Source organism: Enterobacter sp. BIDMC92, assembly GCF_001030225.1.
Lineage (GTDB): Bacteria > Pseudomonadota > Gammaproteobacteria > Enterobacterales > Enterobacteriaceae > Enterobacter > Enterobacter sichuanensis.
The window spans coordinates 767,175-792,735 of sequence record NZ_KQ087598.1 but is presented as its reverse complement, the minus strand read 5'-3'; the positions used below and the strand labels follow the sequence as shown (position 1 = coordinate 792,735).

The window sequence follows — 25,561 nt, the reverse complement described above, 5'->3', positions numbered from 1 at the left end:
GCGGCTAATGAAAACCGATCAACTCGTGGCACTTTGTCTGCGCCATCATGCTCTGCTGCTCACCAGCGACAGTGACAGGGTAAGTATCGCCGTCGTGGGAACCCCCGCCAGTGAACTGATGGAAGCCCTGCGCTTCGCGACCCAGAAACGGATTGATATCGAGTGCTGGAGCGCAGAGCGCATGGAAAAACACCGGCAGCTCATGTCGCAATCGCATCTGCCCGTCGTTTCGCAAACACACTCAACGGTCGATATCCTCAACCACACGCTGCAGCAGGCAATAAACCAGCGCGCATCCGACATTCATATCGAACCGGGAGAGCATGCCTGTCAGATCCGTTTACGTATCGATGGGGTGCTTTACCCGCAACCTCCGCTTTCCGCCTCGCTGGCCAGCCAGTTCAGCGCACGTTTAAAAGTGCTGGGTAATCTGGATATTGCAGAGCGCCGCTTACCGCAGGACGGTCAGTTCACGATTGAGCTGGCAAACGAGCCGGTCTCATTTCGGATTGCCACGCTTCCCTGCAGCGGTGGCGAGAAAATTGTGCTGCGTCTTCTGCATCAGGTTCAGCAGGCGCTGGAACCGAAAGCGCTCGGCATGAGCGCTGAACAACTGGCCCGTTTTAATGGGGTACTCCACCAGCCGCAGGGGTTGATTCTGGTCACCGGCCCCACCGGCAGCGGCAAAACCGTGACGCTCTACAGCGCGTTGCAGGCGCGTAACACCCCGGAGGTCAACATCTGCAGCGTGGAGGATCCCATTGAGATCCCCCTGGCGGGGTTAAACCAGACACAGATAAATCCCCGGGCGGGTTTAACCTTTCAGAGCGTGCTCAGGGCGCTGCTGCGTCAGGATCCCGACATCATTATGGTTGGTGAAATTCGTGACGGTGAAACGGCCGGGATTGCCATTAACGCCGCGCAGACCGGACACCTGGTGCTGTCGACACTGCACACGAACTCAACAACGGAAGCCCTGACGCGTCTGGAACAGATGGGCGTGGCGCGCTGGATGATATCTTCCGCACTCTCGATGGTAATTGCCCAGCGTCTGGTCCGGCGTCTGTGTCCCCACTGTCGTCGGGAAGCCAGCGAGCATGCGGATTTACCTCGCGCAGTGTGGCCCAGACCGCTTCCCCGCTGGCAACCCACCGGCTGCGATCGCTGTTATCACGGTTTTTATGGCCGGGTGGCCATTTTTGAAGTGCTCGCGATCGACAATGACCTGCGACAGGCCATTGCCCGCGGAGCGGGAACAGAGGTAATCGAGGCGAGCGCCCGGCAGGCGGGAATGGTTTCTCTTTTTGAGCACGGCTGCATGGCTGTTGAAGAAGGGTTGACCACGATTGAAGAGTTGATTCGCGTCCTGGGCATGCCCGATGCCAGCTAACCGGCTCTGGCGCTGGCGAGCGCTCACCAAAGAAGGAGAACCCCGAAACGGGACGCTCTGGGCTACAGACCGCAATGCAGCCTACAGCAGGTTGATGCGTCACGATCTTCATCCTCTGACGCTGACCCGCTGCACAGAGAGACACCGCTGGCAGCCACATCACTGCTATGAGATGTTTCGCCAGCTCGCCACGCTGCTGCAGGCTGGGCTGACGTTGTCCCACAGCCTGCAAATGCTGGCAGACCAGCATCCGTCAAAACCCTGGCAGGCGCTGCTGCAAAGTCTTGCTGATGAACTCAGTGAAGGATGCCCCTTTTCTGAGTCACTCAAAAAGTGGCCTGCGGTTTTTAGCCCACTGCATGTCTCGATGGTAAAGGTCGGAGAACTAACCGGGAAGCTTGAGGCGTGCTGTCGTCAACTCGCGCAGCAACAAAAAGCGCAGCAGCAACTCAGTGCGAAAGTGAAAAAGGCGCTGCGCTATCCGGCGATCGTTCTGACGCTGGCCGTCCTCGTCGTGCTGGCGATGGTCACCCTGGTCTTGCCCGAGTTCGCCGCGATCTACAAAACATTTAACACTCCGCTCCCGTGGCTGACACAAAAGGTCATGGGAATGGCAGCATTTATGCAGTCCTACGCCCTCGCGTTGTTTGCCGTGATACTGGCAACCGTCACTGGCGCGTGGGCTCTGCGGCAGAACCCTCGCTGGCAGCGCATTCTGATGCATATGCCAGTGATGGGGACGCTGGCACAGGGCCAAAAGCTGGGACACATTTTTACCGTTCTGTCGCTCACGCAGCAGGCGGGGATCGCCTTTTTGCAGGGGCTGGAGAGCGCAGAGGAGACCGTTGATAGTCGGTACTGGCAGGGAATACTCCGCACGATTCGGGAGGACGTTGAAAAAGGTTTCCCCGTCTGGTCATCCTTTCAGAGAGCGGCCATGTTTACCCCGCTGTGTATCCAGCTTTTACGAACCGGTGAAATGTCTGGCGCGCTGGACAGCATGCTGGCAAACCTGGCCCGCCATCACACGGAACAGACCTTGCAACGGGCCGATAATCTGGCGGCGCTTCTGGAGCCATTGCTTCTGATTGTAACGGGAGTCATCATCGGCACGCTGGTGGTCGCCATGTACCTGCCGATTTTCCATCTGGGGGATGCGATGAGTGCGGGATAGTGCTGACGTGCTGGCGCACGGAGATGCGCCAGCAAAAGCCCTTACAGGCTGTTGAAAACGCGGTTTTCCTGTTCCTGAACGCGAATAAACGTCGTGCGTTTCGTCAGCTCTTTCAGGCGGGATGCCCCCACGTAGGTGCAGGCGGAACGCAGGCCACCGAGGATATCACGTGCGGTATTTTCAACCGGGCCGCGCAGGGGCAGCTTAACGGTTTTACCTTCTGCCGCGCGGTATTTTGCCACGCCACCAACATGACGGGTCATTGCAGACTCAGAGCTCATTCCATAGAACAGCATAAATTTCTCGCCGTTCTCTTCAACCACGGTACCACCACTCTCTTCGTGACCTGCCAGCATGCCGCCGAGCATCACGAAGTCCGCGCCGCCGCCGAAGGCTTTTGCCACATCACCCGGCATGGTGCACCCGCCGTCGCTGATGATCTGGCCGCCCAGCCCGTGCGCCGCATCGGCACATTCAATGACCGCGGAGAGCTGAGGATAACCGACGCCGGTCTTAACGCGCGTGGTGCACACGGAGCCCGGACCAATGCCCACTTTCACGATATCTGCACCGGAGAGGATCAGTTCTTCACACATTTCGCCGGTCACCACGTTGCCCGCGATGATGGTTTTCGTCGGCCAGGCTTCACGCGCCTTGCTGACGAACTGCACGAAGTGCTCGGAGTAACCATTCGCCACATCAATACAAACGAAGCTGAGTGCCGGGTTCGCATTCAGGATCTGTTTGGTCTTTTCGAAATCGGCATCAGAGGTACCGGTGGAGACCATTACATGCTTCACCACATCAGCAGACGCGGACGCAACAAATGCATTCCACTCTTCAGGGCTGTAATGTTTGTGTACGGCAGTCAGAATGTCGAACTGTGCCAGGGCGGTTGCCATCTCAAAGGTTCCCACAGTATCCATGTTGGCAGCGATGATCGGCACGCCAGACCAGGTCTGACCGGAATGCTTAAAGGTGAACTGACGTTCGAGTTCAACGTCTGAGCGACTTTTCAGTGTAGAGCGTTTAGGGCGGATGAGAACGTCTTTGAAACCTAACTTCAGATCTTCTTCGATACGCATGTGCGGATTCCTGGGGTTAGAGGCAAATATGTTAAAAGCACAACTCCAGTGACGTTATCATACGCACTAATACCTGCTCCGCAAGACTGCGAAATTCTCTTTTTTTACGCTACAATCCTATAAATTTACCTGGTAAAAAGCCGGTAAACAGGGCTAAACAGTTGCTGGCGCACCTTAGAGTTTTAATCAACTGATTTTAATAATGAATAATTCCCAGGATTTGATTTAATGGGGTATATCGTTGCATTAACCGGCGGCATCGGTAGTGGTAAAAGTACCGTTGCGGACGCGTTCTCTCGTCTGGGTATCACGATTATTGATGCCGATATCATTGCCCGTCAGGTGGTAGAACCAGGTACACCCGCGCTAAAGGCTATCGAAAACCACTTTGGTCAGAGCATCCTCACTGCGGATGGCACGCTTAATCGCCGCCAGCTTCGTGAGCGTATTTTTGCTGACGCGTCGGAAAAGCGCTGGCTTAATGCCCTGCTCCACCCCATTATCCACCAGGAAACCCAGCGTCAGATTGCTGCGGCCAACTCTCCCTACGTAGTGTGGGTCGTTCCACTGCTGGTGGAAAATCAGCTGCAGAAGAGAGCCGATCGGGTGCTGGTGGTTGATGTCTCTCCCGAAACGCAGATCCAGCGAACCATGACGCGTGACCACGTCTCACGTGAGCATGCTGAACAAATTCTTGCCGCCCAGGCCACGCGCGCTCAGCGCCTTGCCGTTGCGGATGATGTCATTAATAATAACGGCGCACCAGATGCCATTGCATCGGATGTTGCCCGTCTGCACGCGCAGTATCTGACGTTCGCCGCGCAGGCCGTTGCACAGGAAAAACCATAATGTCGACACACATCCTTTTTGAGCATCCGCTCAACGAAAAAATGCGTACCTGGCTGCGCATCGAATTCCTCATTCAACAGCTTTCACAACATTTGCCTGTTAACGATCATGCCACGGCGCTGCACTTCTTCCGCAACGTGGGCGATCTACTGGATGTGATTGAGCGCGGCGATGTCCGCACAGAGTTGCTCAAAGAACTGGAGCGTCAGCAGCGTAAATTGCAGGCATGGGCTGAAGTTCCGGGAGTGGATGTAAGCCGTATCGATTCCCTTCGTCAGCAGCTTAAAACCAGCAGCAGCAACCTGATGGCTGCGCCGCGCGTCGGGCAGTTTTTGCGTGAAGATCGTCTGATCGGTCTGGTGCGCCAGCGCCTGAGCATCCCTGGCGGCTGCTGTAGCTTCGATTTGCCGACGCTTCACATGTGGCTACATATGCCGCAAGCGCAGCGTGACGCACAGGTAAACAGCTGGCTGAAAAGCCTGGAGCCCATGCAACAGACGCTGTCGCTGATCCTCGATCTGATCCGTAACTCAGCGCCGTTCCGCAAACAAACCAGCCTGAATGGTTTCTACCAGGATAACGGCGATGATGCCGATCTTTTGCGCCTGAATGTATCGCTTGGCGAACAGCTTTACCCACAGATTTCCGGGCATAAGAGCCGTTTTGCAATTCGCTTTATGCCGCTGGACAGTGAGAATGGCACCGTGCCGGAACGTCTCGATTTTGAACTGGCCTGTTGTTAAGGAGTGCCGATGTCTGATATCACCACCGTTAACTGCCCAACCTGTGGCAAAACCGTTGTCTGGGGCGAAGTGAGTCCGTTCCGCCCATTCTGCTGCAAACGCTGTCAGCTCATTGATCTGGGTGAATGGGCGGCGGAAGAGAAACGTATTCCAAGCGAAGGCGATCTCTCGGACAGCGATGACTGGAGTGAAAACCAGCAGTAGTCTGTAAAGCCTGCTGGCGCTTCGCTTAGCAGGCCTACGGTTGTGCGACTAACCGCAGGATCACAGGCTCATTGGCCGGCGGGAATTTTTCGGCATCACTTGCCTGAAGTTCAACCCAGTTACCCGGCTGCCCCTCTTTTCCCCAGGGTTCGCCTTCCCAGTTTTCCACCAGCCAGAACCACAGCGTGATGTGCCTGTCCGGGAACTGGTATTCGAGCTTATCAAACAGCGTGGCGCCAAGCGGAGTGATCCCCACCTCTTCCTGAAGCTCGCGAACGAGCGCCTGTTCCGGCGTTTCACCTGACTCGATCTTTCCGCCGGGAAACTCCCATTTGTTTGCCATATGGGCGTCGGCAGCGCGCTGGGTAATGAAGATTTGGTTTTGCGGGTTGCGAATAATCCCGACGGCAATTTGCAGTATTTTCATCGTGTCACTTCCATAAAAAAGGCGCAGATGTCTGCGCCTTTTTGTTTTTTTATGAACTTAGTTCAGACGGCCGTGGCACGCCTTGTACTTTTTACCGGATCCACATGGGCACGGATCGTTACGACCCACTTTACGATCCCCGGTCTGCGCGGCGATTGCTGCGGCGGCTTCGCTGTCGTCAGTCTGGTGGCTAAGCTGCTGCATCTGTGCCAGGCGCTCAGCTTCTTCACGACGCTGCTGCTCCATCGCTTCCACTTCTTCCGGCATACGCACCTGAACCTTGCTCAGGGTGCTGATCACTTCATACTTCAGTGACTCCAGCATAGAGGCAAACATAGCGAAGGATTCACGCTTGTATTCCTGTTTAGGATCTTTCTGCGCATAGCCACGCAGGTGGATCCCCTGACGCAGATAGTCCATCGCGGCCAGGTGCTCTTTCCACAGGGAGTCCAGGGTCTGCAGCATCACACCTTTTTCGAAGTGACGCATCATCTCAGCGCCAACGACCTCTTCCTTACGCTTGTATACGTCCAGCGCGGTTTCAAAGATACGTTCGCGCAGGGTTTCTTCATGCAGTTCAGGCTCTTTGTCCAGCCACTCTTTGATTGGCAGATCGAGGTCAAAGTCGTTTTTCAGACGTTCCTGCAGGCCTTCGATATCCCACATCTCTTCCAGAGACTGCGGTGGAATATGCGCATCGATTGTCGCCTTAAACACATCCTCACGGATGCTGTTGATGGTTTCGCTTACGTCAGACACGTCCAGCAGTTCGTTACGCTGGGTGTAAATTGCGCGACGCTGATCGTTAGCCACATCGTCATATTCCAGCAGCTGCTTACGAATATCGAAGTTGCGGCTTTCCACTTTACGCTGTGCGTTAGCAATCGCTTTGGTGACCCACGGGTGCTCGATAGCTTCGCCAGGTTTCATACCCAGCTTACGCATCATGCCGGACACACGGTCGGAGGCGAAAATACGCATCAGCGCATCTTCCATCGACAGGTAGAAGCGGGAAGAACCGGCATCCCCCTGACGTCCAGCACGACCACGCAGCTGGTTATCGATACGACGAGATTCGTGACGCTCGGTACCGATGATATGCAGACCACCGGAGGCCAGAACCGCGTCATGACGAACCTGCCAGTCGGCCTTGATCTGCGCAATCTGTTCAGGGGTTGGGTTTTCCAGCTCTGCCACTTCCGCCTGCCAGCTACCGCCCAGCATAATATCGGTACCACGACCCGCCATGTTGGTGGCGATGGTCACCGCAGCCGGATAACCCGCCTGTGCAACGATTTCCGCTTCTTTGGCGTGGAATTTAGCGTTCAGAACGTTGTGTTTGATACCCGCTTTCGTCAGCTCGTGAGAGACCACTTCGGATTTTTCGATGGAGATGGTCCCCACCAGCACCGGCTGGCCTTTCGCGGTACGCTCGCGAATATCTTCGATGATGGCCTGAATTTTTTCCGCTTCGGTCATGTACACCAGGTCCGGCATGTCCTTACGGATCATTGGGCGGTTGGTTGGAACGACCACGGTGTCCAGCTTGTAGATGGAGCTGAATTCAAACGCTTCGGTATCAGCCGTACCGGTCATCCCTGCCAGCTTCTCGTAAAGGCGGAAGTAGTTCTGGAAGGTGATGGAGGCCAGCGTCTGGTTTTCGTTTTGAATATCCACGCCTTCTTTGGCTTCAACGGCCTGGTGCAGACCGTCAGACCAGCGACGTCCCTGCATGGTACGGCCGGTGTGTTCATCAACGATAATCACTTCGCCGTCTTTCACGATGTAGTCGACATCGCGGGTGAACAGCGCATGGGCGCGCAGGGCGGCAGTCACGTGGTGCATCAGCATGATGTTGCTCGGGGAATAGAGAGATTCTCCCTCTTCCATGATGCCTTCAGCCACCAGCAGTTCTTCAATTTTCACCAGACCACGTTCGGTCAGGTTCACCTGGCGCGCTTTTTCATCTACGGAGAAGTGGCCTTCACCCTGGAAGGTGTCGGAGTCTTCTTTTTCCTGACGCAGCAGGTGTGGAATGATTTTGTCAACTTTACGGTACATATCAGAGCTGTCTTCAGCCGGGCCGGAGATGATCAGCGGTGTACGCGCTTCATCGATCAGGATGGAGTCCACCTCATCCACCAGAGCATAGTGCAGTTTACGCTGGACGCGCTCTTCAGGGCTAAACGCCATGTTGTCACGCAGGTAATCGAAGCCGTATTCGTTGTTGGTGCCGTAGGTGATATCCGCGTTGTACGCTTCACGTTTAGCTGGCGCGGGCAGACCGGACATGTTGATACCCACCGTCATCCCGAGGAATTCGAACAGTGGACGGTTGTTTTCGGCGTCACGCTGTGCCAGATAGTCGTTGACGGTGACGACGTGTACGCCTTTACCGGTCAGGGCGTTCAGGTATGCCGGCAGCGTTGCGGTCAGGGTTTTACCTTCACCGGTACGCATTTCCGCGATGCAGCGCTCATTGAGCACCATACCGCCCAGCAACTGAACGTCGAAGTGACGCATGCCAAATACACGCTTACTCGCTTCACGCACCACGGCGAACGCTTCCGGGATCAGGCTTTCTAAGGTTTCGCCTTTTTCCAGACGCGCGCGGAATTCTGCCGTTTTCGCTTTCAGCTCATCATCAGAGAGTTTCTCCATCGCCGGTTCCATACCGTTGATGACAGCAACAGCTTTGCGCATACGGCGCAGGGTACGATCGTTACGACTACCAAAAACTTTAGTTAACAATTTGATTAACATAATAAATTCTCAAACGCCCCATTGTGGGCAGATAAATTAAGGTATTGAAAAAGTTAATTTAGCTGAGGCGCTGAGGCCCGGCGCGAATGCCGTGAGCCTGGCTAATCCATGTTGTGACAGAGAATAAGACGGGAGAAACGAGCGCACGTTGCGCTGACTGGCGAACCATGACCGGCGGCTGACTGTCCTGCGTGAGCAGCGCGTTAAGCGTGTCCAGCAGGGCAAGATGCTGCGCCTGGACCGGCAGCGTCTCTTCAGCAACAGGCATCGCCTGCGGTGCCATTGCAAATGACAGATGACGAATTACCGTACGGATTGCGTGCTGGTGCCAGTAATCAACGGAGAAATTCGGGCGGCGATTGGCTTCAAGCCACGCAAGGTTAGTAAAGTTAACCCGCGTGTTGAGATCGTGTTTGGTTGTGGAGGTCTTCGCCGGCGTCGCCGCTTCGGCACTGTTGCTGAGCGCAGGCAAGCCGAGACTCGCCGCGACCATCCCTAATAAGAGATGCGGCCAGAAGTAACGTCTGCCAAATTGTCGCCAGCGCGTCAGTATTCCGCTCACTTGCTCCACCACATAAGCCAGCCCGGTACAGGCTGAATTCAGTTATTTTTTTAAGCGCCCAGATATTACCACTAAAGCCAATATACATCAGCAGGAATGAGGTGCCGCCGCGGGGAAAAACGGTCAAGAATGCAGCTAACGCACACATTTTCTGCGCAGAGTAAATAAGGGGTAACGCAGGGGGCAATCAACGAAGGGTAAAAATAAAAACGACTGGTCTTCCTGGTCGGAGAGAGTACCAGGTTAACCAGTCGATTTTTTTACGAAACGGGATGAACCGTTACGCCAGAACCATGTTTGGTGCTTTGAAAGCCAGCGGCAGTTCCGCTTCGTCTTCAAAGGTCACATATTCCCAGGCTTCCTGTTTAGCCAGGACGGCCTGCAACAATTTGTTGTTCAGTGCATGACCGGATTTGAACGCGGTAAATGCACCAATGATGTTGTGACCACACATGAACAGGTCGCCGATAGCGTCCAGCATTTTGTGACGAACGAATTCATCTTCAAAACGCAGGCCGTCTTCGTTCAGTACGCGATAATCGTCAACAACGATGGCACAATCGAAGCTGCCGCCCAGGCACAGGCCGCGGGACTGCAGATATTCGATATCACGCATGAAGCCAAATGTACGGGCTCGGCTGATCTGACGCATAAACGCATCGGCAGAGAAGTTCATCGCATAGCGTTGGGTGCTTGCATCAATCGCCGGATGGTTAAAGTCGATGGTAAAGTCCAACGAGAAACCATTGTACGGTTTGAATTCAGCCCATTTGTCGCCATCTTCGACGCGAACGGTCTCTTTGATGCGAACAAATTTCTTCGCGCAGTTCAGTTCTTCGATGCCGGCATCCAGCAACAGATAAACGAACGGAGCAGCACTGCCATCCATAATCGGGATTTCTGGCGCATCGACTTCAACAATAATGTTGTCGATACCCAGCCCCGCCAGGGCGGCGTTCAGGTGCTCTACGGTAGAAATCCGCACGTCATGCTCGTTCACCAGACAAGTACAGAGCATAGTATCACGCACAGATTTGGCATCGGCCGGAAAATCTACCGGTGGATTCAAGTCAGTGCGACGATAGATGACCCCGGTATTGGCCGGCGCAGGGCGTAACGTCAGTGTGACTTTCTTGCCGGTATGTAAACCGACACCCGTCGCCTGAACGATACGTTTAAGTGTCCTTTGTTTGATCATCGTATAATCTCGCCAAATTAACTATCCAACCGAGAGTGTATATCACTAACGGTGGGTCAGTTTAGCACAAAGAGCGCAAATCCCCAAATTCCAGCCAATTCTTAGTCAGCTTGCTTACGCAGGAACGCCGGGATATCCAGATAATCTGGCTCTTTCGCCGTTTGCGGCGTTGGGTCGTTCACCACCTTCGCGGCCGGTTTCTGCTCCTGAGTCAGAGGAGACATTCCGTGCTGCTGGTAACGATCCATTACCGGTTGCTGAGTCTGTTTGTTGGTCACCAGGGTGATCTCAGGACGCTTGTCCATGCCGATACCGGTCGCCACAACAGTCACGCGCAGTTCGTCGTTCATTTCAGGGTCAAGAGATGTACCGATTACCACCGTCGCATTGTCAGAGGCGAACGCACGGATGGTATTACCCACGGTTTCGAACTCATCCAGACGCAGGTCAAAGCCAGCGGTAATGTTGACCAGCACACCGCGCGCGCCAGACAGATCGATATCTTCCAACAGTGGAGAAGAGATAGCCATTTCAGCCGCTTCTTCTGCACGGTCTTCACCGCTCGCCACGCCAGAGCCCATCATCGCGTAGCCCATTTCGGACATCACGGTGCGAACGTCAGCAAAGTCAACGTTCATCAGGCCAGGACGGGTAATCAGTTCAGCGATACCCTGCACCGCGCCTTTCAGCACGTCGTTTGCTGCACCGAACGCATCCAGCAGAGAGATACCGCGGCCCAGAACTTTCAATAGTTTGTCGTTCGGGATGGTGATCAGTGAGTCCACATGCTTGGACAGCTCGGTGATACCCTGCTCCGCGAAGGCCATACGCTTCTTGCCTTCAAAATTGAAAGGCTTGGTCACGACAGCAACGGTCAGGATCCCTAAATCTTTCGCCACTTCAGCCACAACAGGTGCTGCGCCGGTACCGGTACCGCCACCCATACCTGCTGCGATGAAGACCATGTCCGCACCTTCCAGTGCAGCGCGCAGCGCTTCGCGATCTTCTTCAGCCGCATTGCGACCCACTTCCGGGTTAGCCCCGGCTCCCAGCCCTTTGGTGATACCACCGCCGATCTGGATAGTCTGGCCTACAGCCGTCTTACGCAGTGCCTGCGCATCGGTGTTAACTGCAAAGAATTCAACACCTTCAATGCGTTCACGCACCATATGCTCTACGGCGTTACCGCCGCCGCCACCGACGCCGATGACTTTAATCACCGCGTCGTTGGTCAGTTCCATAGGTTCAAACATAATTTCTCTCTCCGTTGTGCCTGTCGCCCGAGACCGCTAATTCTCTCCGGTCTCTTAAAAAAATTAAAACTCTTTTCGCAGCCAGTTGTTCAGTCGTTTGACCCACGACCCCACTGAGACGCGTTTTTCCACTTCTGCTTCACCACTGAGATGCGTTTCCTTCCCGTAGTGGAGCAGGCCAACAGCCGTTGAATAATACGGCTCCTGAGCATAATCCGTTAAACCGGTGATATTCAGCGGCGCGCCAATACGTACTTGCGTATGGAACACGCGCTGCGCACAGGCCGCAAGACCTTCAATTTGCGCTGCACCGCCGGTTAATACAATCCCCGCCGCAAGATGATGTTTCACGCCCTGCTGACGAAGCTGTTCCTGTAACTGTAAAATCTCTTCGTTGACCAGGTTGAGCAGCTCGGTATAGCGCGGCTCAATGACCTCTGCCAACGTCTGGCGCTGCAGGCTACGCGGTGGACGACCACCGACGCTTGGCACTTCAACGCTCTCATCTTTGCCAACGATAGACCCCAGCGCACAGCCATGGCGCACTTTGATCGCTTCTGCATCGCTCGGTGGCGTACCAAAAGCGTAAGCGATATCGCTGGTCACCACGTTCCCGGCATAAGGGATCACTTTGGTGTGGCGCAGCGCACCGCCGGTATACACGGCCATGTCCATTGTACCACCACCTATATCGACCACACAGACGCCCAGTTCACGTTCATCTTCGGTCAGCACGGAATAACTTGCTGCAAGACCGGCGAAAATAAGTTGGTCAACTTTCAGGCCACAACGTTCAACGGCTTTTACAATGTTCTTCGCCATATCGTTGTGACATGTGATCAGGTGCACTTTTGCCTGCATACGTACGCCGGAGAGACCGACCGGGTTTTTAATGCCTTCCTGGTAGTCAATCGCGTATTCCTGCGGGATCACATGCAGCACGCGATGCTCATCGCGCACACGCACGGACTTCGCCGTATGCACAACATTTTCAACGTCTTCCTGCGTCACTTCTTCTTCGGAAATCGGCACCATACCGATTTCGTTCTGGCAGCTAATGTGCTTGCCAGAAAGGGCCAGATAGACAGAAGAAATCTGGCAATCGGCCATCAATTCAGCCTGATCGATGGCGCGCTGGACGCATTTCACCACCGATTCAAGATCGTTTACCCCACCTTTATCCATACCACGGGACGGGCAACTGCCTACGCCAATGATATTGACCATACCGTCGGGCAGAACTTCCCCTACTAAAGCGGCAACCTTCGCGGTGCCAATCTCCAGTCCAACTACCAGTTTTCTGTCCGTCGCCTTGATCATTGTTGTTCTGCCTGTACCTGTGCCTGATTCTGTTGCTGATTAGGTTCCTCGACCGGAGCCGGTACCCAACCGACTGCTGCGCCTGAGTCATAGCGCAAATCAACGTAGCTTATCCGTTTGCCGTCAGTCTGTGCCTGCTGCTGTAAAACCGGGTAAAGTTCTACAAAACGCGCCAGACGCTTCATTGTGTCCCCGCGACCCAGGTTGAGCTTAATGCCGTTCGTTAACGTCAACTGCCAGGAGCGGCGCGCCGTCATCGCAGCATCTTTTAACGTAAACCTGTCCTTCGCCAGCACCTGACCCATTTCACGAAAACCCTGTAACACTTCGTTTTCGCTACCTTCAGGGCCATACAACATCGGTAAATTTTGCTTGTTGACACGATCGGCCGGGACGCTGAAGGAGTTTCCGTCTACGTCAACCATGTGCTGATCATTCCAACGCGCAATGGGCACATATTCAACCAGATGAATCTTCAATTCATCAGGCCATTGCTTTCTTACACTCGCCTGTTTTATCCATGGCAGACGTTCAATCTGGCTCTGGATAATATTAACGTCCTGAGTCATAAAGGTGCCGGGCGACCCCAGCGCCAGAATTGACTGGCGAATATCATCGTTACGCGTGTAGTGGCGCTCACCGGTGACCACCAGCTTAGAAAGTGGCAACCGCTGCGCATCTTCCATCCAGCCCAGTACCATCCAGCCGCTGATAAACACGGTGCACAGCACCCCGAGCAGGAAAATAATGCCTGCAAGACGCGTTCCATTACTCCGGCGTGAAGAGGCGTATTCTTCTTCGTCATCGCGGTTGCGCGTGTTCAATGCAGCCTGAGACATATCAGCCCGCCTGGTCCAGAATGCGTACGACTAACTGCGAGAAGCTCATCCCCGCCTGACGAGCGGCCATCGGCACAAGGCTGTGGCTGGTCATTCCCGGGGACGTATTCGCTTCCAGCAGATAAAATTGTCCATCACGGTCCTGCATCACGTCGATGCGTCCCCAGCCGCGACAACCCAGAATATGCCAGGCTTTAAGCACCAGGGACTGTAATTCGGCTTCACGCTCAGCATCCAGACCACAAGGGCAGAAATATTGCGTCTCATCAGAGAGATACTTTGCCTCATAATCATAGAAGGTTCCGGCCGGTTGGATACGGATTGACGGTAAAATTTCTTCACCAAGCATTGCGACGGTAAATTCCGGCCCGCTGAGCCATTTTTCAATCAGAACTTCTTCATCATGTTGAAATGCCAGCGCTAAAGCGGAGGCTAAATCGTCAGCTTTGTCGACTTTAGACATCCCCACGCTCGACCCTTCCCGGCTCGGCTTTACAATAACCGGTAAGCCCAGTTCCGCAATGCGTGTATTAACGCTATCCGGAAGGCCCAATTCAAATTCGCGACGCGTCAGTGCCACCCACGGCGCAACCGGTAATCCCGCGCCCTGCCACAGTAACTTACTGCGCAGTTTATCCATAGAGATGGCGGATGCCATCACGCCACTACCGGTGTACGGCATGCCGATTAATTCCAGCAATCCCTGCAGGGTACCGTCTTCACCCCCCCGGCCATGTAACGCGATAAAGACTTTATCGAAGCCCAGCGCTTTTAATTGCGTTACGTCGACCTCTCTTGGATCAACCAGGTGGGCATTAACGCCGCCCTCACGCAGGCCCGCCAGCACCGCAGCGCCGGAATTCAGGGAAACCTCACGCTCTGCGGAGGTACCACCAGACAGGACAGCAATCTTATCAGCCATGATGCTCATCCTCCTGGTTTTGCGGCTTCAGTTTGATTTCCGCTAAGGTACGGGCGATTTTACCGATATTTCCCGCGCCCTGAATCAGAATCAAATCGTTACCGGTGAGGACCGGTGCCAGAATTTCCGCCACCTGTGCCGGGTCAGAAACCAGAATAGGGTCAACTTTACCGCGTCCGCGAATGGTGCGACACAGGGAACGGCTATCCGCGCCCGGAATCGGTGTTTCGCCTGCGGAATACACGTCCAGCATCAGCAGCGTATCCACCTGTGACAAGACGCTGGCGAAATCGTCGTACAGATCGCGCGTACGCGTGAAACGGTGCGGCTGGAAGATCATCACCAGATTCTTGTCAGGCCAGCCTGCACGTGCGGCTTTAATGGTGGCGTCGACTTCAGTCGGATGGTGACCGTAGTCGTCCACCAGCATCGCAGTGCCGGTTTTACCGTTTACGGCATTCAGCGGGAATTCACCGAGGAAGTCGAAACGACGCCCGGTCCCCTGGAAGCTTTCCAGCGCACGCAGGATTGCGTCGTCATCAATGCCTTCTTCCGTCGCAACGGCCACTGCCGCAGCGGCGTTAAGAGCGTTATGACGCCCCGGCGCATTCAGCGTCACGTGGAGCAGCTCTTTGTCCTGACGCGCCAGAGTGAAGTGTCCCTGCGCGCCAATCTGTTTGTACTCTTCCACGCGGACGTCAGCGTCTTCACTGAAGCCGTAAGTGGTGATTTGACGACCCACGCGCGGCAGAAGCTCGCGAATGACCGGATCGTCTACGCACATTACCGCACGTCCATAGAACGGCAGGTTATGCAGGAAGTTGATAAAGGTCTGCTTTAAGTTCTCGAAGTCACCCTGGTAGGTATCCATATGGTCAGCTTCGATGTTCGTGACAATCGCCACCATCGGCTGCAGGTGCAGGAACGACGCATCGCTTTCATCCGCTTCCGCAATCAGATAACGACTGTGTCCCAGACGCGCATGCACGCCAGCGGCTTTTACCAAACCGCCGTTGACGAACGTCGGGTCAAGACCCGCTTCCGCATAAATACTGGAAACCATCGCCGTGGTCGTGGTTTTACCGTGGGTCCCGGCAATCGCAATGCCGTGACGGAAACGCATCAGTTCCGCCAGCATTTCTGCGCGGCGGATCACCGGAATGCGCGCTTCATGGGCGGCAACGATTTCCGGGTTGTCAGAGGAGATGGCACTCGATACCACCACCACGCTCGCATCGCGCACGTTTTCCGGGCGATGGTTGAAATAGATAGTCGCCCCAAGTGACGCCAGCTGCTGCGTAACAGGGTTTGGCGCCAGGTCAGACCCGCTGATCTGATAGCCTTCGTTAGCTAACACTTCGGCAATACCGCCCATGCCAGCACCACCGATGCCAACAAAGTGAATGTGCCGGACGCGACGCATCTCGGGCACGATTGAACGCAGTTTTGCCAGTTGTTGTGTATTCATTCTCTAAACGCCATCGACTACTAAAAATTCGTGCCGCGCTTCACGCGCTGCGAGGGTTAAGCCTGGGATGCCAGACTCACTTCTTTTGCCACCCGTTCAGTCGCATCAGGAATAGCGGTCGCGCGCGCGCGTTCTGCCATCTCCAGTAATACGTCTCTGTTCCAGCCCGCCAGGGTGGTGGCGACCGCGTCGGCGGTAAACTGTGGCTGCTCAAAAATTTTCGCCGCGCCGGCCTTCTCGAGCGGCAATGCGTTCCAGTACTGCTGTCTGTCTTTGTGCTGGAACGGCACAAACAGGGCCGGCAACCCGGCGGCGGCAATCTCGCTCACCGTCAGCGCACCTGAGCGACAAACGACGACATCGGCCCAGGCATAAGCGGCGGCCATGTCATCGATAAACTCGGTGACGTTATGCTGCGGCTGCCCTGCCTCGGCATAAGCCTGCTCAACGGTCTGCTGAGCGCCTTTTCCACTCTGGTGCCAGATGGTAACGGCATCGCCCAGCTTTGCGGCAACCTGCGGCATCGTCTGGTTTAAAATGCGCGCCCCCTGCGAACCGCCGACGACCAGCACACGAACCGGCCCTTCACGACCCGCCAGGCGAGCATCCGGCAGCGGCAGCGCCAGCACGTCGACACGCACCGGGTTACCCACCACGTCTGCTTTCGGAAACGCACCGGGAAACGCCTGCATCACTTTGGTGGCGATTTTCGCCAGCCACTTGTTGGTCAGGCCGGCAATCCCGTTCTGCTCATGCAGCACGACGGGAATCCCTAACGACCACGCGGCCAGCCCACCAGGACCCGAGACATAGCCGCCCATGCCCAGCACCACATCGGGCTTAAAGCGCTTCATGATGGTGCGCGCCTGACGCCAGGCGTTAAAAATACGCACCGGCGCCAGCAGCATTGCCTTGAGGCCTTTGCCTCGAAGGCCAGAAATACGGATAAAGTCGATCTCGATACCGTGCTTCGGTACCAGATCGGCTTCCATGCGGTCTGCGGTTCCCAGCCAGCGTACCTGCCAGCCCTGATCCATTAAATGGTGCGCAACCGCCAGCCCCGGGAACACGTGTCCGCCGGTACCGCCTGCCATCACCATTAACCGCTTCGGTTGATTCATCGTGAACCTCGTGTAAACGCCTGGGCTTTTTCCAGACGCGTTTCATAATCTATGCGCAACAACAGCATGATGGCCGTCGACATAATCAACAGACTGGAACCACCATAACTGATCAACGGCAACGTCAGACCTTTGGTCGGCAGCATGCCCGCTGCGGCCCCGACGTTAACCAATGCCTGGAAACTAAACCAGATACCAATTGAGCAGGCTAAGAAACCTGAGAAGCGGTGATCGATCTCCAGCGCTTTCCGGCCGATGGACATGGCACGGAAAGCGACGAAGAATACCATTAATAACGCTAATACCACACCGATATAACCCAGTTCTTCCGCAATAATGGAGAAGATGAAGTCAGTGTGCGCTTCCGGTAAATACTCCAGTTTTTGAACCGAGTTGCCCAGACCCTGTCCCCAGACTTCACCGCGGCCAAAGGCCATCAGCGACTGCGTCAGCTGGTAACCACTGCCGAACGGGTCTTCCCACGGGTTCCAGAACGAGGTCACACGGCGAATACGGTAAGGCTCGGCGAGGATCAGCAGCACAACCGCTGATATCCCCATCCCGATGATAGCGATGAACTGCCACAGTTTTGCGCCCGCCAGGAACAGCATGGCCAGCGTCGTTACAAACAGTACGACCACCGTACCCAGGTCAGGCTGCGCCAGCAGTAACACCGCCAGCACCAGAATCACGCCCATCGGTTTTAAGAAGCCGCGCAGGTTGTTACGCACTTCATCCACTTTACGCACCAGGTAGTTCGCCAGGTAGCAGAACAGGGAAAGCTTGGTAAATTCCGCAGGCTGAATACGCAGCGGGCCAAAAGCGATCCAGCGGGATGCCCCGTTAACGGAGCTCCCGACGACCAGAACAATCAGCAGCATAATAATCGAGGCGATCAGCATCGCCGTACTGTGCCGCTGCCAGAACTCCATCGGCAGACGCAGGGTGACCAGCGCCAGGCAGAACGCCAGGATGATGTACAGGCCATCACGCTTGGCAAACAGGAAAGGATCGTTCGCCAGACGCTGCCCGACGGGCATGGAAGCGGACGTCACCATGATAAAGCCGACCGCCGCCAGCCCCAGCGTGAGCCAGAACAGCGTGCGATCGTACATGATCAGGCTGTCGTTATCTTTTTGACGAGAGCCCATCACCCAGCCTTTGAGTGCCGCAAACAGCCATACCAGGATCCCAAATCCTGGCAGGCGCGGCATTTTCAGGCGAGGGAGAGATAAACGCATCAGCCTAACTCCTTCGCCAGGCGGGTAAAGACATCACCACGCTGTTCGAAATTCTTGAATTGATCGAGGCTGGCACACGCCGGAGAGAGCAGCACCATATCGCCTGGCTTCACGCGAGGGGCAATCAGCCTCATCGCCTGTTCCATGGTTTCGGTCTGCTCGGCAATCTCAGGGCGCAGCTCAGCCAGCTCGCTGCCGTCACGGCCGAAACAGTACAGGCGGATGTTATCACCTGAGAGATACGGCTTCAGGGAGGAGAAATCAGCAGATTTGCCGTCGCCGCCCAGCAGTAAATGCAGAGTACCTTCAACGTGCAGGCCGTTCAGCGCGGCCTCGGTGCTTCCCACGTTGGTGGCTTTGGAGTCGTTAATCCAGCGCACGCCGTTATGCTCCAGCGCGAGCTGGAAACGGTGCGCCAGACCGGAAAACGTCGTCAATGCTTTCAGGCTGGAGGAGCGTGGCAGCCCGACTGCGTCCGCCAGCGCCAGCGCTGCCAGCGCATTGGTATAGTTATGCTGACCAGAAAGTTTCATCTCTTTCACGTTCAGCACTTTCTCACCTTTCACACGCAGCCAGGTTTCGCCCAACTGACGGTTCAGATGGTAATCACCCATAGTGATGCCAAAACTGATGCAGCGCTCGTCCGCGCCGCGCACCGGCATGGTCAGCGCATCATCTGCGTTAACGACGCAGACCTTTGCATTCTCATAAACGCGCAGCTTGGCGGCACGGTACTGCTGCAGACCAAATGGATACCTGTCCATATGATCTTCAGTCACGTTGAGGATCGTCGCAGCGGCAGCATGCAGGCTGGAGGTGGTTTCCAGCTGGAAGCTTGAAAGCTCGAGGACATACAGCTCACAGCCTTTGTCCAGCAGCATCAGCGCCGGCAGGCCGATATTACCGCCGACTCCGACGTTCATGCCCGCCGCTTTCGCCATCTCACCCACCAGGGTGGTGACGGTGCTTTTCCCGTTAGAACCAGTAATCGCGATAACCGGTGCCTGCGCTTCGCGGCAGAACAGCTCGATATCGCCGATAATCTCAACGCCTGCATCCGCGGCAGCGCTCAGTGAAGGATGTGCCAGCGCCATACCCGGGCTTGCGACAATCAGATCGGCTGCCAGCAGCCAGTCATCATTCAGACCACCAAGGTGGCGTTCAACCTGTTCCGGCAGTTTTTCCAGACCCGGCGGAGAGACACGCGTATCCATCACGCGCGGCGTCACGCCACGCGCGAGGAAAAAGTCCACGCAGGACAGGCCCGTGAGGCCTAACCCGATGATAACGACCTTTTTGCCCTGGTAATCTGCCATGATTAACGTACCTTCAGCGTTGCCAGGCCAATCAGCACCAGCATCAGCGAAATAATCCAGAAGCGCACAATGACGCGCGGCTCCGGCCAGCCTTTCAGTTCATAGTGATGGTGAATAGGCGCCATACGGAAGATGCGCTGTCCGCGCAGCTTGAAGGAGCCAACCTGCAAAATGACCGACAGGGTCTCAACCACAAACACGCCACCCATGATCACCAGCAGGAACTCCTGACGCAGCAGCACAGCAATAATGCCGAGCGCGCCGCCCAATGCCAGTGAACCAACGTCACCCATAAAGACCTGCGCCGGATAGGTGTTGAACCACAGGAAGCCCAGCCCTGCGCCGACAATCGCCGTACAGACGATCACCAGCTCACCCGCGTGACGCAGATAAGGGATGTGCAGGTAGTTCGCAAAGTTCATGTTACCGGTCGCCCACGCCACCAGTGCAAAACCGGCGGCTACAAAGACGGTTGGCATAATGGCCAGGCCATCCAGACCGTCGGTCAGGTTCACCGCGTTACCGGTACCTACTATCACGAAGTAGGCCAGCAGGATATAGAACAGCCCCAACTGTGGCATCACGTCTTTAAAGAACGGCACGACCAGCTCGGTCGCTGGCGTGTCTTTGCCTGCCAGATACAGCGCGAAGGCCACGCCCAGCGCGATCACCGACATCCAGAAATATTTCCAGCGCGCGATCAGACCCTTGGTATCTTTGCGAACAACTTTACGATAATCATCAACAAAACCGATGATCCCGTACCCCACCAGTACCGTCAGCACGCACCAGACGTACGGGTTGGACGGGTACGCCCACAACAGCACGGAAACGACAATGGCGGTCAGGATCATTATCCCACCCATGGTCGGCGTACCGCGCTTGCTGAAGTGCGATTCCGGACCGTCGTTACGCACAACCTGGCCGAAAGAGAGTTTTTGCAGACGGGCAATCATGCGCGGGCCCATCCACAATGAGATGAACAGCGCAGTCAGCAGGCTGACGATGGCGCGAAACGTCAGATAGGAAAAGACGTTAAAGCCTGAATAATATTTGACCAAATGTTCGGCCAGCCAAACTAACATGTCCCGTTCTCCTGTAATGCGTGCACAACCTCTTCCATGGCGGCACTACGTGAACCTTTCACTAACACTGTCACAATTTGTTTTTCTGTAATTAAGGCCTTAAGGCGCTCAATCAACGCGGCTTTATCGGCAAAATGTTCGCCAACGCCGCTGGCCTGGCTAATCGCCTGGCTCAGTTTTCCTGCGCTCAGGACGCAGTCCAGCCCTGCCGCTTTCGCCGCTTCCCCTACCTGGGTATGACAGGCTTCGCTTTCGTCGCCCAGCTCTGCCATATCACCGACCACCATGATGCGGTAGCCCGGCATCTCCGACAACACCTGCACCGCCGCCGTCATGGAGCCAACGTTCGCGTTGTAGGAGTCATCCAGCAGCAGTTTGTTTTCCGCAAGCTGGACGGGGAACAGGCGTCCCGGGACGGCTTTTAAGTTTGCCAGCCCGTTTTTAATCGCATCATGTGATGCACCCACCGCGGTCGACAACGCCGCTGCCGCAAGGGCATTGGCAATGTTATGGCGGCCCGGAAGCGGCAACAGCACATCCACGCCCCCCGTTGGGGTCATGAGCGTGAATTCCGTACCCTGCGACGTCACATGAATATTGGTCGCGGTAAAATCACTGTTGGCCGCATTTGGCGAGAAGCGCCAGGTTTTACGCGAGCCAATGATGCTCTGCCAGTTCAGCCAGTCATTGTTATCGGCATTCATAATGGCAATGCCGTTTGCCGGCAGACCGGTGTAGATCTCACCTTTCGCTTTCGCCACACCTTCCAGTGAACCAAAGCCTTCCAGATGCGCAGCCGCCAGGTTATTGACCAGCGCGGCTTCCGGGCGAGTCAGGCTCACGGTCCAGGCGATTTCCCCCTGGTGGTTAGCCCCTAACTCGATCACGGCAAATTCATGCTCTTTGGTCAGGCGAAGTAATGTCATCGGCACGCCGATGTCATTATTGAGGTTGCCCGCGGTGTAAAGCGTATTGCCGCACTGACTCAGGATTGCCGCCGTCATTTCTTTCACGGACGTTTTGCCGGATGACCCGGTCAGGGCGACGACGCGCGTCGGCACCTGCTGACGAACCCAGGCAGCCAGTTCACCGAATGCGAGACGCGTATCTTTCACCACAATCTGTGGCAGATCGCTATCCAGCTTGCGGCTAACCAGCAGCGCACCGGCGCCATTTTCTTTGGCGTTATCCGCAAAATCATGCGCATCAAAACGCTCCCCTTTCAGGGCCACAAACAGACAGCCGGCAGTGACTTTGCGGGTGTCCGTCGTCACAGCATCAATGGTGCGATCCTGACCATACAGGTCGCCCTGCAGGATTTGAGCCGCCTGGCTTAATGAAAGGCTAATCATGCCACGACTCCCAGCAGACGTGCTGCCGTTACGCGGTCCGAGTAGTCCAGACGGCGGTTGCCAACAATCTGATAGTCTTCATGACCTTTACCTGCCAGCAGAACAACATCGTTCTCCTGAGCCTGCATGATGGTGTTCGTCACGGCTTCCGCACGGCCTTCCACGACGCGAGCACGACCCGCATCAAGCATGCCCGCCAGAATGTCATTGATGATGGCGCGCGGCTCTTCCGTACGCGGGTTGTCATCGGTAACAACCGGAATATCCGCGAACTGTTCCGCAATAGCCCCCATCAACGGACGTTTGCCTTTATCACGATCGCCGCCGCAGCCAAACACGCACCAAAGTTTACCGGTGCAGTGCAGACGCGCCGCTTCCAGCGCTTTTTCCAGCGCATCCGGCGTGTGGGCATAATCCACCACGACGGTAGGCTTGCCAGGGGCACTAAACACTTCCATACGGCCACAAACCGGTTGCAAACGCGCGGCAGTTTTAAGCAGTTCAGCCATCGGATAACCCAGCGCCAGCAGCGTCGCCAGCGCCAGCAGCAGGTTGCTGACGTTAAACGCCCCCATCAGGCGGCTTTCGATTTCGCCTTCCCCCCAGGAGGAGGCAAAGCGGATCGTCGCCCCGCTGTCGTGATAGTGAACCTCAACTGCTTTCAGCCAGCGACCATGGCAGTTCGGATTAATATGATCTTCCATCGACACCGCAACTGCGTCCGGCAGCGCTGCCAGCCAGCGGCGACCGACATCGTCGTCGGCGTTGATGATGGCTTGTCCGTAATGGTGCGTGGAGTAAAGCAGCCATTTTGCAGCTTCGTAATGCTCCATATCACCATGATAATCGAGATGATCGCGGCTCAGGTTAGTGAACACCGAGGCGGCAAACTTCAGAGCCGCTACGCGATGCTGCACCAGACCGTGTGAAGAGACTTCCATCGCCGCAAAGGTGGCCCCCTGCTCTGCCAGACCGGCAAGGACATGCTGTACGTCAACCGCGGAGCCGGTGGTGTTTTCTGTCGGGATGACTTTGCCCAGCAGGCCGTTACCTACGGTGCCCATGACTGCGCCGGTCTCACCCAGTAACTGGGCCCATTGCGCCATCAGCTGCGTGGTGGTGGTTTTTCCGTTTGTCCCGGTCACGCCCACCAGACGCAGCTGGTCAGAGGGCTCATGATAGAATCGCCCCGCCAGCGCGGAAAGACGCTCGTTTAACTGGCTGAGATAGATAACCGGCACACCGTGCATTTCACGGATCTCGCCGTCAGTTGCCTCATCTTTGGCCTCAGCAATAATGGCAGCAACACCTTGCGCAATCGCCTGCGGGATATAACGACGCCCGTCCGCCTGATGACCGACCACCGCCACAAAAAGATCGCCAGAAGCCGCTACGCGGCTGTCCAGTACCATCTCTCGCAGTGCTCGCTCCGGTGCATTTGGCACCCACGGAGCGAGAAGGTCGCGCAAATTACGATCTGCCACCTGTACCCTCGCCTTGATTAATTACAAATTCACTTTTTTCGCCAGTCGCCAGCGCATCCGGTTCAACGTTCATGGTGCGCAATACGCCGCCCATGATGGCGCCAAACACAGGCGCAGAGACGGCGCCGCCGTAGTATTTACCCGCCTGTGGATCGTTTATCACGACCACCAGCGCAAAACGCGGATTGCTTGCAGGCGCAACGCCTGCGGTATAGGCAATGTATTTGTTGATGTAGCGGCCGTCTGGCCCCACTTTTTTCGCTGTACCGGTTTTGATGGCGATGCGATAGCCTTTAATCGCCGCCTTCACGCCACCACCGCCAGGCAGCGCTACGCTTTCCATCATATGCACGACAGTGCGAACGATAGATTCCGGGAAGATACGCTCGCCCGGAACCGGTGGATCAACTTTGGTAATCGACAGCGGGCGATAGACGCCGTAGCTGCCAATCGTTGCGTAGACTCGCGCTAACTGTAACGGGGTTACCATTAGCCCGTAGCCGAAAGAGAAGGTGGCCCTCTCTATGTCAGACCACCGTTGTTTTTGAGGATATAAGCCACTGCGTTCTCCGACCAACCCCAAATTGGTCGCCTTTCCAAGTCCAAAACGTGAGTAAGTCTCTACTAACGCTGAGGACGGCATCGCTAACGCCAGCTTTGAAACACCGACGTTACTCGACTTCTGTAACACCCCGGTCAGGGTCAATTCGCTGTAGCGCGCCACGTCTTTAATCTCGTGGCCGTTGATACGGTATGGGATCGTGTTCAGAACCGTGTTTTCATTGACGATACCGCGTTGCAGCGCCGTCATCACGACCATCGGTTTTACCGTGGAGCCGGGTTCGAACACGTCGGTAATGGCCCGGTTACGCATCGCATCTTTGGCGGTACCGGTAAAATTGTTCGGGTTGTAGGACGGGCTGTTGGCCATCGCCAGTACTTCACCGGTGCTGACATCCACCAGCACGGCGCTGCCTGACTCCGCCTTGTTGAACGCCACAGCGTTGTTCAGCTCGCGGTAGACCAGCGCCTGCAGGCGCTCGTCAATACTCAGGGCCAGGTTGTGTGCCGCCTGGCTGTCCGTAGACGAGATATCTTCGATAACGCGACCATAGCGGTCTTTACGCACGATTCGCTCGCCAGGCTGGCCGGTGAGCCACTTATCGAAGCTTTTTTCAACGCCCTCAATCCCCTGGCTGTCGACGTTGGTAAAGCCAATGAGGTGAGCGGTTACTTCGCCGGATGGGTAGTAACGGCGTGACTCTTCACGCAGATGAATACCTGGCAACTTCAGTTTGCGGATGTAGTCTGCCATGTCAGGGTTAACCTGACGCGCCAGATAGATAAAACGCCCTTTCGGGTTGGCATTAACGCGGGAAGCCAGCTGATCGAGCGGCATTTTCAGCGCATCAGACAGCGCTTTCCAGCGATTGTCGAGCGTGATCCCCCCCGCGTCGTGCAGCTCTTTCGGATCGGCCCAGATCGCCTTCACCGGCACGCTCACCGCCAGAGGACGGCCAGAACGGTCGGTGATCATCCCGCGGGAAGTGGCGACTTCCTGGACACGGAGGGAACGCATGTCTCCCTGGCGTACCAGCATGTCAGGCGCGACGATTTGTAACCAGGCCACGCGTCCCAGCAGGAAACCCAGCGCCAGTAAAATGCAGCCGCAAAGCAACGCAAAACGCCAACTGATAAAGTTGGCCTGTTCTTCCTGACGTTTTGGTTTTAGCGTTTTTGCCGCTGCTCTCATGCGTCGCGTTTT

At 55.8% G+C, this 25,561-nt stretch carries 22 protein-coding genes; 5 read left to right on the top strand and 17 right to left on the bottom strand.

Going from position 1 to position 25,561, the window contains the following annotated elements; genetic code table 11:
* The first annotated feature begins 7 nt into the window (after nt 1-7).
* Nucleotides 8-1,390, top strand: coding sequence for a type II secretion system protein GspE (gene gspE, locus SP99_RS03585; protein WP_047957757.1), 1,383 nt, complete (start codon nt 8-10; stop codon nt 1,388-1,390).
* Nucleotides 1,380-2,564 carry a protein transport protein HofC gene (gene hofC / locus SP99_RS03580; RefSeq protein ID WP_047957756.1) on the top strand — a complete coding sequence of 395 codons (1,185 nt, stop codon included), beginning with the start codon at nt 1,380-1,382 and terminating at the stop codon, nt 2,562-2,564. The genes gspE and hofC overlap by 11 nt, the downstream gene beginning before the upstream one ends.
* A gap of 41 nt (nt 2,565-2,605) precedes the next feature.
* Here the strand turns inward: hofC and SP99_RS03575 are convergent, their stop codons facing one another.
* Nucleotides 2,606-3,649, bottom strand: a complete 1,044-nt coding sequence (locus SP99_RS03575) for a GMP reductase (protein ID WP_025756765.1) — start codon at nt 3,647-3,649, stop codon at nt 2,606-2,608.
* Nucleotides 3,650-3,877: 228 nt separating this feature from the next.
* Here SP99_RS03575 and coaE point away from each other — a divergent pair, with 228 nt between their 5' ends.
* The 3 genes from coaE to yacG are packed head-to-tail and all read left to right on the top strand — an operon-like array spanning nt 3,878 to nt 5,445.
* Entirely contained in the window at nt 3,878-4,498 is a 621-nt protein-coding gene (gene coaE / locus SP99_RS03570; protein WP_047957755.1) for a dephospho-CoA kinase, read from the top strand.
* Complete coding sequence (gene zapD, locus SP99_RS03565; RefSeq protein ID WP_045284792.1) at nt 4,498-5,241, top strand: cell division protein ZapD; 744 nt, start codon at nt 4,498-4,500, stop codon at nt 5,239-5,241. The genes coaE and zapD overlap by 1 nt, the downstream gene beginning before the upstream one ends.
* A gap of 9 nt (nt 5,242-5,250) precedes the next feature.
* A complete protein-coding gene (yacG, locus tag SP99_RS03560) occupies nt 5,251-5,445 on the top strand; it encodes a DNA gyrase inhibitor YacG (RefSeq protein WP_025756762.1) in 195 nt (64 codons plus the stop codon).
* Between the two features lie 34 nt (nt 5,446-5,479).
* Here yacG and mutT read toward each other — a convergent pair whose 3' ends face one another.
* From mutT to SP99_RS03480, 16 genes are all read right to left on the bottom strand, one after another.
* Nucleotides 5,480-5,872 carry an 8-oxo-dGTP diphosphatase MutT gene (gene mutT, locus SP99_RS03555; protein ID WP_025756761.1) on the bottom strand — a complete coding sequence of 131 codons (393 nt, stop codon included), beginning with the start codon at nt 5,870-5,872 and terminating at the stop codon, nt 5,480-5,482.
* Between the two features lie 57 nt (nt 5,873-5,929).
* Nucleotides 5,930-8,635, bottom strand: a complete 2,706-nt coding sequence (secA, locus tag SP99_RS03550; RefSeq protein WP_047957754.1) for a preprotein translocase subunit SecA — start codon at nt 8,633-8,635, stop codon at nt 5,930-5,932.
* A gap of 58 nt (nt 8,636-8,693) precedes the next feature.
* On the bottom strand, nt 8,694-9,197 hold the full coding sequence (gene secM, locus SP99_RS03545; RefSeq protein WP_162299935.1) for a secA translation cis-regulator SecM: 504 nt from the start codon (nt 9,195-9,197) through the stop codon (nt 8,694-8,696).
* A 280-nt stretch (nt 9,198-9,477) separates the two neighbouring features.
* Nucleotides 9,478-10,395: a UDP-3-O-acyl-N-acetylglucosamine deacetylase gene (lpxC, locus tag SP99_RS03540; RefSeq protein WP_025756758.1), complete on the bottom strand. Its 918-nt coding sequence runs from the start codon at nt 10,393-10,395 to the stop codon at nt 9,478-9,480.
* A gap of 101 nt (nt 10,396-10,496) precedes the next feature.
* Entirely contained in the window at nt 10,497-11,648 is a 1,152-nt protein-coding gene (gene ftsZ / locus SP99_RS03535) for a cell division protein FtsZ (protein ID WP_008501978.1), read from the bottom strand.
* Between the two features lie 63 nt (nt 11,649-11,711).
* Nucleotides 11,712-12,968: a cell division protein FtsA gene (gene ftsA, locus SP99_RS03530; RefSeq protein WP_025756757.1), complete on the bottom strand. Its 1,257-nt coding sequence runs from the start codon at nt 12,966-12,968 to the stop codon at nt 11,712-11,714.
* Complete coding sequence (ftsQ, locus tag SP99_RS03525; RefSeq protein WP_025756756.1) at nt 12,965-13,807, bottom strand: cell division protein FtsQ; 843 nt, start codon at nt 13,805-13,807, stop codon at nt 12,965-12,967. Before ftsQ ends, ftsA begins: the two co-directional genes overlap by 4 nt.
* A 1-nt stretch (nt 13,808) precedes the next feature.
* Nucleotides 13,809-14,729, bottom strand: coding sequence for a D-alanine--D-alanine ligase (locus tag SP99_RS03520; protein WP_047957753.1), 921 nt, complete (start codon nt 14,727-14,729; stop codon nt 13,809-13,811).
* Nucleotides 14,722-16,197, bottom strand: coding sequence for a UDP-N-acetylmuramate--L-alanine ligase (gene murC / locus SP99_RS03515; protein WP_047957752.1), 1,476 nt, complete (start codon nt 16,195-16,197; stop codon nt 14,722-14,724). The genes SP99_RS03520 and murC overlap by 8 nt, the downstream gene beginning before the upstream one ends.
* A 56-nt stretch (nt 16,198-16,253) precedes the next feature.
* Nucleotides 16,254-17,318 carry an undecaprenyldiphospho-muramoylpentapeptide beta-N-acetylglucosaminyltransferase gene (murG, locus tag SP99_RS03510; RefSeq protein ID WP_025756753.1) on the bottom strand — a complete coding sequence of 355 codons (1,065 nt, stop codon included), beginning with the start codon at nt 17,316-17,318 and terminating at the stop codon, nt 16,254-16,256.
* Complete coding sequence (gene ftsW, locus SP99_RS03505; protein WP_025756752.1) at nt 17,315-18,559, bottom strand: cell division protein FtsW; 1,245 nt, start codon at nt 18,557-18,559, stop codon at nt 17,315-17,317. The genes murG and ftsW overlap by 4 nt, the downstream gene beginning before the upstream one ends.
* The gene (gene murD, locus SP99_RS03500) at nt 18,559-19,875 is read right to left on the bottom strand and encodes a UDP-N-acetylmuramoyl-L-alanine--D-glutamate ligase (protein ID WP_047957751.1); all 1,317 of its coding nucleotides are present in this window, start codon (nt 19,873-19,875) and stop codon (nt 18,559-18,561) included. Before murD ends, ftsW begins: the two co-directional genes overlap by 1 nt.
* A 2-nt stretch (nt 19,876-19,877) precedes the next feature.
* On the bottom strand, nt 19,878-20,960 hold the full coding sequence (mraY, locus tag SP99_RS03495) for a phospho-N-acetylmuramoyl-pentapeptide-transferase (protein WP_008501985.1): 1,083 nt from the start codon (nt 20,958-20,960) through the stop codon (nt 19,878-19,880).
* Nucleotides 20,954-22,312 carry a UDP-N-acetylmuramoyl-tripeptide--D-alanyl-D-alanine ligase gene (gene murF / locus SP99_RS03490; RefSeq protein ID WP_047957750.1) on the bottom strand — a complete coding sequence of 453 codons (1,359 nt, stop codon included), beginning with the start codon at nt 22,310-22,312 and terminating at the stop codon, nt 20,954-20,956. The genes mraY and murF overlap by 7 nt, the downstream gene beginning before the upstream one ends.
* Complete coding sequence (gene murE / locus SP99_RS03485; protein WP_025756749.1) at nt 22,309-23,796, bottom strand: UDP-N-acetylmuramoyl-L-alanyl-D-glutamate--2,6-diaminopimelate ligase; 1,488 nt, start codon at nt 23,794-23,796, stop codon at nt 22,309-22,311. Before murE ends, murF begins: the two co-directional genes overlap by 4 nt.
* On the bottom strand, nt 23,783-25,549 hold the full coding sequence (locus SP99_RS03480) for a peptidoglycan glycosyltransferase FtsI (RefSeq protein ID WP_047957749.1): 1,767 nt from the start codon (nt 25,547-25,549) through the stop codon (nt 23,783-23,785). The genes murE and SP99_RS03480 overlap by 14 nt, the downstream gene beginning before the upstream one ends.
* Between the last annotated feature and the right edge of the window lie 12 nt (nt 25,550-25,561).

Coding starts and splice junctions, on each gene's coding strand:
- gspE (WP_047957757.1), top strand. CDS start 8: ATGAAAACCGATCAACTCGTGGCACTTTGTCTGCGCCATCATGCTCTG.
- hofC (WP_047957756.1), top strand. CDS start 1,380: ATGCCAGCTAACCGGCTCTGGCGCTGGCGAGCGCTCACCAAAGAAGGA.
- SP99_RS03575 (WP_025756765.1), bottom strand. CDS start 3,649: ATGCGTATCGAAGAAGATCTGAAGTTAGGTTTCAAAGACGTTCTCATC.
- coaE (WP_047957755.1), top strand. CDS start 3,878: ATGGGGTATATCGTTGCATTAACCGGCGGCATCGGTAGTGGTAAAAGT.
- zapD (WP_045284792.1), top strand. CDS start 4,498: ATGTCGACACACATCCTTTTTGAGCATCCGCTCAACGAAAAAATGCGT.
- yacG (WP_025756762.1), top strand. CDS start 5,251: ATGTCTGATATCACCACCGTTAACTGCCCAACCTGTGGCAAAACCGTT.
- mutT (WP_025756761.1), bottom strand. CDS start 5,872: ATGAAAATACTGCAAATTGCCGTCGGGATTATTCGCAACCCGCAAAAC.
- secA (WP_047957754.1), bottom strand. CDS start 8,635: ATGTTAATCAAATTGTTAACTAAAGTTTTTGGTAGTCGTAACGATCGT.
- lpxC (WP_025756758.1), bottom strand. CDS start 10,395: ATGATCAAACAAAGGACACTTAAACGTATCGTTCAGGCGACGGGTGTC.
- ftsZ (WP_008501978.1), bottom strand. CDS start 11,648: ATGTTTGAACCTATGGAACTGACCAACGACGCGGTGATTAAAGTCATC.
- ftsA (WP_025756757.1), bottom strand. CDS start 12,968: ATGATCAAGGCGACGGACAGAAAACTGGTAGTTGGACTGGAGATTGGC.
- ftsQ (WP_025756756.1), bottom strand. CDS start 13,807: ATGTCTCAGGCTGCATTGAACACGCGCAACCGCGATGACGAAGAAGAA.
- SP99_RS03520 (WP_047957753.1), bottom strand. CDS start 14,729: ATGGCTGATAAGATTGCTGTCCTGTCTGGTGGTACCTCCGCAGAGCGT.
- murC (WP_047957752.1), bottom strand. CDS start 16,197: ATGAATACACAACAACTGGCAAAACTGCGTTCAATCGTGCCCGAGATG.
- murG (WP_025756753.1), bottom strand. CDS start 17,318: ATGAATCAACCGAAGCGGTTAATGGTGATGGCAGGCGGTACCGGCGGA.
- ftsW (WP_025756752.1), bottom strand. CDS start 18,559: ATGCGTTTATCTCTCCCTCGCCTGAAAATGCCGCGCCTGCCAGGATTT.
- murD (WP_047957751.1), bottom strand. CDS start 19,875: ATGGCAGATTACCAGGGCAAAAAGGTCGTTATCATCGGGTTAGGCCTC.
- mraY (WP_008501985.1), bottom strand. CDS start 20,960: ATGTTAGTTTGGCTGGCCGAACATTTGGTCAAATATTATTCAGGCTTT.
- murF (WP_047957750.1), bottom strand. CDS start 22,312: ATGATTAGCCTTTCATTAAGCCAGGCGGCTCAAATCCTGCAGGGCGAC.
- SP99_RS03480 (WP_047957749.1), bottom strand. CDS start 25,549: ATGAGAGCAGCGGCAAAAACGCTAAAACCAAAACGTCAGGAAGAACAG.